This window comes from Nonomuraea zeae (genome assembly GCF_005889725.1).
In the GTDB taxonomy this organism is placed as follows: Bacteria; Actinomycetota; Actinomycetes; order Streptosporangiales; family Streptosporangiaceae; genus Nonomuraea; species Nonomuraea zeae.
Genome location: NZ_VCKX01000123.1, coordinates 23,963 through 33,254, shown reverse-complemented (window position 1 = coordinate 33,254; position 9,292 = coordinate 23,963). Strand labels below are relative to the sequence as shown.

Here is a 9,292-nt window from a genome sequence, read left to right as displayed (position 1 = left end):
CGTTGGAGGCGTGGGTGCGTCCGGCGAGCGTGTCGGGGTGGCGGACGGTGTTGATGAAGGAGTTCGGTGCGGATCTGGCGTATGCGGTGATGGGGAGTGGCAGCAGTGGTCCTGCGGCGTTCATCCATACTTCTTCGGGGGCGAACGCGCCGGCTCCGTCGAATCTGCCGCTGAACACGTGGAGTCATGTGGGGGCGACGTATGACGGCTCGACGTTGCGGTTGTACGTCAATGGCGTGCAGGTGGCGACGAATCCGACGGTCGGCAATCTGCGGGTGGGTACCGGTCCGTTGCGGATCGGCGGCAACAGCGGTTCGGGTGAGTATTTCAGCGGCCTGATCGACGAGGTCCGCGTCTACAACAAGGCGCTCACCGCGGCCCAGGTCACGACCGACATGAACACGCCGGTCAGCTAGGCCCTGCTGCTGTCGTCGCGCAGCCAGGTGGTGAAGTCGCCCGCGCGGATCGCGCGGGCGGCTCTCCGCCTGGCCAGCACGGCGACCAGGACGAACACGGCGGCGGCGGCGAGCAGGCGCGGCTCCCTGGCGACGATGGCCGCCAGATCGCGCAGGCCGGTGCGCTCACCGGCCGTCGCCGCCGCCGACTCCAGCTCGCTCACGCTGGTCATCGCGCGCACCCGGCGGCGCAGGAGGTCGGCCAGCGTGCGCGGGGGCCGGATCACCGAGCGGGCGGACGGCACGATCACCCGCTCGTCCGGCGCGAAGGCGAGCGAGGCGGCCAGGTCGTCGGCCATCACCGGCGGCAGCGCCCTGATCCGCTCGTTGCCCGCGCCGCTCACCGCGATGACCCCCCGGCCGAACAGCCCGGCGCGCACGTGCGGCAGGCGGGTCCAGATCGCGTAGTACGCGCGGACCGCCCAGGGCCGGTCGGCCAGCGCCAGCTCGCGCTCGGGAGCGGCGGCCAGCGGCCCGTCCTGCGCGGCCAGCACGGCCGCGAGCGCCCGCGCGTCGGCGGTGCCCAGCTCGATGTCGGCGTCCACGTACAGCCGGGGATACCCGCGGGCCGCCGCGTCGCCCAGCCGCAGCGCCTCGCGCTTGGACGGCACCGGCGTCGTCAGCACGCGGACGTCGTACGCCCCGGCCGCTTCGGCGGTGCCGTCGGTGCAGCCGTTGGCCACCACCACGACGTCGAACTCGCCCGGCTCCGCCTCGCGCAGCAGGCCGGTCAGCAGCCGGCCGATCACGCCGGCCTCGTTGTGGGCCGGTATCACGACACTCAGCACGATGGCAGCATCCCCAGGTCGCGGGCCTGCTTGAGGGTGGGCGCCGCGGCGTCCTTGGGCGACATGATCGGCTCCTCGGTCAGGGGCCAGTCGATGGCGAGGTCGGGGTCGAGCGGGTGGATGCCGTGCTCGCGGGCCGGGTCGTAGCCGGTGGAACAGGCGTAGACGACGGTGGCCGACTCGCTGAGCGTCAGGAAGCCGTGGCCGAGGCCCTCGGAGAGGTAGAGCCCGCAGTGCGTGACCGCGTCGAGGCGTACGGTCTCCCACTGCCCGAACGTGGGCGAGCCCACGCGCACGTCGACGACGACGTCCAGCACCTCGCCCGCCACGCACATGACGTATTTGGCCTGGCCGGGGGGCACGTCGGCGAAATGGACGCCGCGTAACACGCCGCGCCTGGAGACCGAGCAGTTGATCTGGGCCAGCTCCAGCGTGCTCCCGATCGCCTCGCGCAAGTCCACGGCGCGGAAACTTTCCAGGAAATCTCCGCGCAGATCGCTATGGATGCGCGGGGTGTAGAGCAATGCTCCATCGATGCTCAGCTGTTTCATGAAGATACTTGTAACACTTATTGGTCCTCCCCCGAAGTACGGCTGTGTGTCGCGGATGGGGGGAAATCTTGTCATTTTCGGGCGGCAACCGTTGCTGATGACATCGTGCCGGCTGTGTGGCTCGGCAGACCTGGTCAGCGTGGTGGATCTCGGGTCGACACCACCCTGTGAGCTCTTCCTCACGGCGTCCCAACTGGACGAGCCGGAGGTCACGTACCCGCTGCACCTGCGGCTCTGTACCAATTGCCGGTTAGCGCAGATCCCGGCGCTGATCACACCGGAAGAGACGTTCACCGAATACGCCTACTTTGCCGGTTTCTCCGCCTCATGGGTGGAGCACGCGCGGAAGTTTGTCGCCGACGCTCTGGAACGATTGAAACCTTCCTTCGTGGTCGAGGTGGCCAGCAACGACGGCTACCTGTTACAGCACGTGGTGGAGCGCGGCGTCAGGTGCCTGGGCATCGAGCCGTCGGCCAACGTGGGGCAGGCGGCCAAGGACAAGGGCGTGCCGACGCTGACGGAGTTCCTCACGCCGGAGAGCGGCGCGGCGGTCCGCGCCGAGCACGGTCCCGCCGACCTGGTCGTGGCCAACAACGTCTACGCGCACATCCCCGACCTGATCGGGTTCACCGCGGGGTTACGCGCCCTGGTGGCCGACGACGGCTGGGTGTCGATCGAGGTGCAGCACCTGCTGACCCTCATGGAGCTCAACCAGTACGACACGATCTACCACGAGCACTTCCAGTACTACACGGTCGAGTCCGCCCGGCGGGCGCTGGCGAGCGGCGGCCTGAGCCTGGTGGACGTCGAGCTGCTGCCCACGCACGGCGGCTCCATCCGCCTGTGGGCGCGGCCGGAGGCCGCCGCCGGCGCGCCGGCTGAGCGGGTCTCCGACGTGCTCGCCAGGGAGAAGGCGGCCGGGCTGCACGACCTGTCCGGGTACGCGGACTTCGCCCACCGGGTCGCCCGCGTCCGGCGCGACCTGCTCCGCTTCCTGATCACGGCGGCGGACGAGGGCAAGACCGTGGTCGGCTACGGCGCGCCCGGCAAGGGCAACACGCTGCTCAACCACTGCGGCATCCGCCAGGACCTGCTGGCCTACACGGTGGACCGCAATCCCTACAAGCACGGCAGGTACACCCCGGGGACGCGAATTCCCATCGTGGCGCCGGAGCGCATCGCCCAGGACCGCCCCGACTACGTCCTCGTCCTGCCGTGGAACCTGCGCGAAGAGCTGTCCGCACAGCTGTCCTACATCCACGAATGGGGAGGCCGGCTGGTCTTCCCGATCCCCCATCTGGAGGTCGTGTGAAGGTCGTCCTGTTCTGCGGAGGCTACGGGACGCGCATGCGGACCGGTGTGCCGGGCGAGGTGCCCAAGCCGATGGCGCTGGTCGGCCCGCGGCCACTGCTCTGGCACGTCATGCGCTACTACGCGCACTTCGGGCACAAGGAGTTCGTCCTGTGCCTGGGTTACGGCGCCCACCACATCAAGGACTTCTTCCTGACCTACCAGGAGGCCACGTCCAACGACTTCGTGCTGCGCGGGGGCAAGGTCGAGCTGCTGTCGGCCGACATCTCCGACTGGTCCGTCTCGTTCGTGCAGACCGGGGTCAACGCCCCCATCGGCGAGCGGCTCCGCCGCGTCCGATCCCACCTGGGCGGCGACGAGATGTTCCTGGCCAACTACGCGGACGTGCTCACCGACGCCCCGCTGCCCGAGATCATCGAGCGTTTCGAGGCGTCCGGCGCGGCCGCCTCGATGATGGTCGTGCCGCCGTCGCAGACGTTCCACTGCGTGGAGGTGGGCGAGAGCGGCCTGGTGGGCGGCATCTCGCCGGTCAGCGAGATGCCGGTGTGGGTCAACGGCGGCTACTTCGTGCTGACCCAGGAGGTCTTCGAGCACATCCCGGAGAACGGTGACCTGGTCGCCGACGGCTGCGCGGAGCTGGCCAAGCGCGGGCGCCTGCTGGCCTACCCGCACCGCGGCTACTGGCGGCCGACCGACACCGTCAACCAGCGGATGGAGCTGGACGAGGCCTACTCGCGAGGAGACCGGCCCTGGGCGCTGTGGGAACGGTCCCTGTGATCGGCCTGCGCCCAGCGAACCTGTCCGGCATCGCGGCGCTCGCCGCCCACTGCGACGACCTGGCGATCGGCGCGGGCGGCAGCCTGCTGACGCTCTGCGCCGCCCGCCCCGGCCTCCGGGTGGACGCCCTGGTGCTGTCCGGCGGCGGCAGCGAGCGCGAGGACGAGGAGCGGGCCGCGCTCGCGGCCTTCTGCCCCGGCGCCGACCTGCGGGTCACCGTGCTGAAGCTGCCTGACGGCCGCCTGCCCGCGCACTGGGAGGAGGCCAAGGCCGCAGTCGAGGAGCTGCGCGCGCGTACGGACCCCGGCCTGATCTTCGCGCCCTGGCGGGGCGACGCGCACCAGGATCACCGGGGCCTGGCCAAGCTCGTGCCCACCGCGTTCCGCGACCACCTGGCGCTCGGCTACGAGATCGTCAAGTGGGACGGCGACCTGGCCGCGCCCTCGGTCTACCAGCCGCTCGCGCCGGAGGTGGCCGAGCAGAAGGTCGATCTGCTGCAGCGGCACTACGCCTCCCAGAGACACCGGCCCTGGTACGACCGCGAGGCGTTCCTCGGCCTGGCCCGCATCCGGGGCATCGAGTGCCACGCGCGCTACGCCGAAGCGTTCCACGTGTCCAAACTGATCGTCGATCTGGAGAACTGATGCGGGTACTTCTCACCGGCCACCAGGGCTATCTGGGCAGCGTGCTGGCCCCCCTGCTGGTCGCGGCGGGGCACGAGGTGACAGGTCTGGACTCGGGTCTGTTCGCCGACTGCGTGCTCGGGCCCGAGCCGGACGCGATCGACACCCACGCCGTGGACCTGCGCGACGTGGAGCCGCGGCACGTCGCCGGATTCGACGCCGTGATCCATTTGGCCGCGCTGTCCAACGACCCGCTCGGCGCGCTCTCGCCCGACCTGACCTACGACATCAACCACCACGCCTCCACCCGGCTGGCCAGGCTGGCCAGGGAGATGGGCGTGCGCCGCTTCCTGTACGCCTCGACCTGCTCGGTCTACGGGGCATCCGGCGGTGACGACCTGCTGGACGAGGACGCGCCGCTGCGGCCGGTGACGCCGTACGCGGAGTCCAAGGTGCGGGTCGAGGACGACCTGATCGGGCTGGCCGACGAGGACTTCACCCCGGTGTTCCTGCGCAACGCGACCGCCTTCGGGTTCTCGCCGCGGCTGCGCGCGGACATCGTGCTGAACAACCTGGTCGGTCACGCGTTCCTGACCGGCGAGGTCCGGGTGCTGTCGGACGGCACGCCGTGGCGCCCGCTGGTCCACGCCAGGGACATCGCCGGCGCCTTCATCGCCGCCCTGGCCGCGCCGCGCGAAGCCGTGCACGGGCGGGCCTTCAACGTGGGCACCGAGGTCAACAACGTGACCGTGGCCGAGATCGCGGCGGAGGTCGTCGCCGCGGTGCCGGGATCGACGCTGCTCATCACCGGTGAGACGGGGGCCGACCCGCGCTCCTACCGCGTCGACTTCTCCAGGATCCGCGCCGCGCTGCCCGGCTACGAGGCGAGCTGGACGGTCAAGGAGGGGGCGGTGGAGCTGATCGACGCCTACCGGGCGTACGGGCTGACGCGAGAAAGCTTCGAACGCCGCTTCACCAGGCTCGCGCGGATCGCCGACCGGCGCGGCGCCGGCACGGTCGACGCCACGCTGCGCCCATGACGGCATCCGTGAACGGGCCCATGACGGGCGCCCAGATGCACGATCTCGTCCGGCGGCTCTATCCGCTGTGCAGGAGCATCACCGGCGACGGCCTGCGCCGCACCCTGGAGATCATCGGCGAGTCGATCTCGCTGGAGCTCACCGAGGTGCCGACCGGGACCGAGGTGCTCGACTGGACGATCCCCCGCGAGTGGAACATCCGCGACGCCTACCTCAAGGACGCGTCGGGCCGCCGGGTGGTCGACTTCCAGCGCTCCAACCTGCACGTGGTCGGCTACAGCGGGCCCGTCGAGGCCACCATGTCCCTGGCGGAGCTGCGCGGGCACCTGCACACCCTGCCGGACCAGCCGGACCTGGTCCCGTACCGGACCAGCTACTACGCGGACACCTGGGGCTTCTGCCTGAGTCAGCGCACGCTCGACGGGCTCGGCGACGGCCCGTACGAGGTCAGGATCGACTCCACCCTGGCCGACGGGCACCTGACCTACGGCGAGCACGTCGTGCGCGGCCGGAGCTCGGCGGAGGTGCTGATCTCCTGCCACGTCTGCCACCCGTCGCTGGCCAACGACAACCTGGCCGGCGTCGCGGTGGCCGTCGCGCTGGCCCAGCGCCTGACCGACCCCTGGTACACCTACCGGTTCATCTTCGCGCCCGGCACCATCGGCGCCATCGCCTGGCTCGCGCTCAACCGGGGCCGCGCCGACCGGATCAAGCACGGCCTCACCCTGGCCTGCGCGGGGGACGGCGGCACGATCCACTACAAGCGCAGCAGGCGCGGCGACGCCGAGATCGACCAGGTGTTCGCGCACGTGCTGAAGGACCGGCCGCACACGCTGCTCGACTTCTCGCCCTACGGATACGACGAGCGGCAGTACTGCTCGCCCGGCTTCAACCTGCCCGTCGGGTCCCTGACCAGGACGCCCTACGGGAGCTACCCGGAATATCACACCTCGGCCGACAACCCCGACTTCGTGCTGCCAGCGGCGATGGAGGACACCCTGGAGACGTTGTGGTCGGCCGTACGAGTCCTGGAGGGCAACAGGCGGTACCAGAACCTCAGCCCGTACGGCGAGCCCCAGCTGGGCAGACGTGGCCTGTACGGCTCCCTGGGCGGACGGAGTGACACAAAGCAGGCACAGATGGCGATGTTGTGGGTGCTGAACCTCTCTGACGGCACGCACAGTCTCCTGCAGATTGCGGAACGATCCAGCCTGCCGTTCGAGGCCCTGGCCGAGGCGGCGCATGTCCTACAGAGTGCGGGTCTCGTGAAGGAGTGGGTCGGATGACACCGGAGCTGAAGGTGGGCGACGTCGTGGAGGTCCTCAGCGCTGAGGAGATCCTCGCCACGCTCGACGAAAGAGGAGAGCTGGACAATCTCCCTTTCATGCCGGAAATGCTGCGTTACTGCGGGCAACGCCTCACCGTGCACAAGGTCGCGAACAAGCTCTGCGACACGATGACGAAGACCGGGATGCGGCGGATGAACGACGCCGTGCACCTGACGGCCGCCCGCTGCGACGGCTCGGCGCACGGCGGCTGCCAGACCGCCTGCCTGCTCTACTTCAAGACCGCCTGGGTCAAGCGGGCGTCCGGGCCGCCGACCCGGCAGGAGGTCGTCCCCGAGCGCCCGCTGCTGCCGCTCCTGGAGATCAACACCAGGAGGGCGCCGGGGCCCGAGGGGGAGGAGCTGTTCCGCTGCCAGGCGACCGAGCTGCTGCGCGCGGCCCCCGAGCGGCTGCCCTTCCGCGACCCGGGCCAGTACGTCACCGACATCAGGGTCGGCAACGCGGGAGTCGCCGCCACCCTGCGCACGATCTTCCTGGGGCTGTTCAACCGCTACCAGCGGCTGTCCAGGAGGTTCCCGCGGTGGCTGCGCATCAAGGGCGGCCTGGCCTGGGGCTTCGTGGGGCCGGGGCCGCACACCGGGGCGTCCCCGACGGGCACCACCGACCTGCAGCCGGGCGAGCTGGTCAGGATCAAGTCCAAGGACGAGATCATCGCCACGCTGAACACCAACAGGTTCAACCGCGGTCTCGGCTTCGAAGAGGACATGGCACGTTCGTGCGGCCGCACGGCCCGGGTGGTCGCCCGCGTCGAACGCTGCATCGACGAGAAGTCGGGCCGGATGCTGGAGATGAAGAACCCCTGCATCGCTCTCGACGGCATCATCTGCGATGGCGTATACAAGTCCAACTGCCCTCGCGCATTCATCCCGTTCTGGCGGGAGATCTGGCTGGAACGGATCAGCGAGCCAAGCTAGGAAGGGCGGGCATGGAAGATCAATCGAGCCCCGACATCAGCGATATCGGGCGCAAGGCGGGCCGAGGGGCCGTCTGGAGCTTCCTCGGCACGCTGGTGACCCGTGCGGGCTCGTTCATCCTGGGCCTGGTCCTGGCCAGGCTCCTCGCTCCGGGGGACTTCGGCACGTACGCGGTCGCACTCGCCGCGATGCAGTTCGTCATGGTGGTCAAGGACGTCGGCGTCCAGTCGGCGGTCGTGCAGTGGCGCGGGCGGCTGGAGGACATCGTGCCGACCGCGACCACGCTCACGATGATCTCCGCGGTCGCCCTGTACGCCGTCTTCTGGCTGGGCGCCCCGCTCTTCGCCACGCTCGCGGGCAGCGCGGACGCCGCGCCGGTGGTGCGGATCCTCACCGCGGTCATCCTCGTGGAGGCGATCACGGCGGTGCGCAGCGCGGCCCTGCTGCGCTGGTTCCGCACCGGCGCGAACGCCAAGGCCATCCTGGCGGGCTTCCTGGTCAACGCGCCCGTCGCCATCGTGCTCGCGGCGACGGGCCAAGGGGCCTTCAGCTTCGCGTGGGGGCAGCTCGCCGGGGCCGTGGTCACGGGCGGGTTCATGCTGCACTACGCGCGGCTGCCGTACCGGTTCGGGTTCGACCGGGCGATCGCCGCCAGGCTGCTGCGCTTCGGCATCCCGTCGGCGGCCGGGATCGCGCTGGAGATCTCCCTGCTCAACGTGGGCTACATCATCGTCGGCAACATCATGGGCAATGTCTGGCTGGGCTTCTACCTGATGGCCTTCAACGTGTCGAGCTGGGTGCCCGGCATCATCGGCAGCGCCATCCGGATGGTCTCCATCGCCGGCTTCTCCCGGCTGGCCGAGCGGGACGGGGAGTCGCTGTCGCTCGGCGTGCAGAAGAGCGTGCCGCTGCTCATCAGCATGGTGCTGCCGCTGGCCGTCTTCATGGGGGTGCTCGCGCACCCGCTGATCATCTTCATCTACGGCGAGGAATGGGAGCTGGCCGCGGGCGTGCTGCGGTTCCTGGCCGTCCTGATGGTGGTGCGGATGCTCACCTCCTTCGCCCTGGACATCCTGAACGGGCAGGGCGCCACCCGCTCGACCGTGTGGATGAACCTCGGGCACGCGGCGGCGATGGTCCCCGCGGTGATCGTCGGCACCAACCTCGACGGCATCCGCGGCGCCGCGATCGGGCAGGCAGCCGCCGCCGTGCTGGTCGCCCTGCCGCTGGCCATGCTCGCCGTGCACCGGGCCGGGGTACGCCTCGGACCGGTCCTGCCCGCGCTGGGCCGCCCCGCCATCGGCGCCCTGCTGTCGGCGGCCGTCGCGCTGGGGCTGTCCACGCTGACCCACAGCATCCCGTTCGTCCAGCTTGTCGTGGCGGGCGGCGGTGGGCTGCTGGCCTACGCGCTGGTCGTGGTGACTCGCGACCAGTTCATTTTCGTGAGTGATCGCCTGGGGCGGCTGCTTCCCGCCCGCGCGCGATAG

10 protein-coding genes are annotated in these 9,292 nt (G+C 70.3%); 8 read left to right on the top strand and 2 right to left on the bottom strand.

Going from position 1 to position 9,292, the window contains the following annotated elements:
• The coding region (locus ETD85_RS32980; RefSeq protein ID WP_138693722.1) for a LamG domain-containing protein at nucleotides 1-416 on the top strand (416 nt) is incomplete at its 5' end.
• Here ETD85_RS32980 and ETD85_RS32975 read toward each other — a convergent pair.
• Nucleotides 413-1,243: a glycosyltransferase gene (locus ETD85_RS32975; protein ID WP_138693721.1), complete on the bottom strand. Its 831-nt coding sequence runs from the start codon at nucleotides 1,241-1,243 to the stop codon at nucleotides 413-415. The genes ETD85_RS32980 and ETD85_RS32975 overlap by 4 nt on opposite strands.
• A complete protein-coding gene (gene rfbC, locus ETD85_RS32970) occupies nucleotides 1,237-1,794 on the bottom strand; it encodes a dTDP-4-dehydrorhamnose 3,5-epimerase (RefSeq protein WP_138693720.1) in 558 nt (185 codons plus the stop codon). The genes ETD85_RS32975 and rfbC overlap by 7 nt, the downstream gene beginning before the upstream one ends.
• A gap of 55 nt (nucleotides 1,795-1,849) precedes the next feature.
• Here rfbC and ETD85_RS32965 point away from each other — a divergent pair, with 55 nt between their 5' ends.
• Genes ETD85_RS32965 through ETD85_RS32935 form a run of 7 tightly spaced genes read left to right on the top strand, consistent with a single transcriptional unit; the run spans nucleotide 1,850 to nucleotide 9,292 of the window.
• Complete coding sequence (locus ETD85_RS32965) at nucleotides 1,850-3,106, top strand: class I SAM-dependent methyltransferase (RefSeq protein WP_338087187.1); 1,257 nt, start codon at nucleotides 1,850-1,852, stop codon at nucleotides 3,104-3,106.
• A complete protein-coding gene (locus tag ETD85_RS32960) occupies nucleotides 3,103-3,882 on the top strand; it encodes a sugar phosphate nucleotidyltransferase (RefSeq protein ID WP_138693718.1) in 780 nt (259 codons plus the stop codon). The genes ETD85_RS32965 and ETD85_RS32960 overlap by 4 nt, the downstream gene beginning before the upstream one ends.
• Entirely contained in the window at nucleotides 3,864-4,526 is a 663-nt protein-coding gene (locus ETD85_RS32955) for a PIG-L deacetylase family protein (protein ID WP_240779584.1), read from the top strand. Before ETD85_RS32960 ends, ETD85_RS32955 begins: the two co-directional genes overlap by 19 nt.
• On the top strand, nucleotides 4,526-5,545 hold the full coding sequence (locus ETD85_RS32950) for an NAD-dependent epimerase/dehydratase family protein (RefSeq protein ID WP_138693717.1): 1,020 nt from the start codon (nucleotides 4,526-4,528) through the stop codon (nucleotides 5,543-5,545). Before ETD85_RS32955 ends, ETD85_RS32950 begins: the two co-directional genes overlap by 1 nt.
• The gene (locus ETD85_RS32945) at nucleotides 5,542-6,831 is read left to right on the top strand and encodes a DUF4910 domain-containing protein (RefSeq protein WP_240779583.1); all 1,290 of its coding nucleotides are present in this window, start codon (nucleotides 5,542-5,544) and stop codon (nucleotides 6,829-6,831) included. The genes ETD85_RS32950 and ETD85_RS32945 overlap by 4 nt, the downstream gene beginning before the upstream one ends.
• Nucleotides 6,828-7,805, top strand: coding sequence for a hypothetical protein (locus ETD85_RS32940; protein ID WP_138693716.1), 978 nt, complete (start codon nucleotides 6,828-6,830; stop codon nucleotides 7,803-7,805). The genes ETD85_RS32945 and ETD85_RS32940 overlap by 4 nt, the downstream gene beginning before the upstream one ends.
• A gap of 11 nt (nucleotides 7,806-7,816) precedes the next feature.
• Nucleotides 7,817-9,292, top strand: a complete 1,476-nt coding sequence (locus ETD85_RS32935; protein WP_138693715.1) for an oligosaccharide flippase family protein — start codon at nucleotides 7,817-7,819, stop codon at nucleotides 9,290-9,292.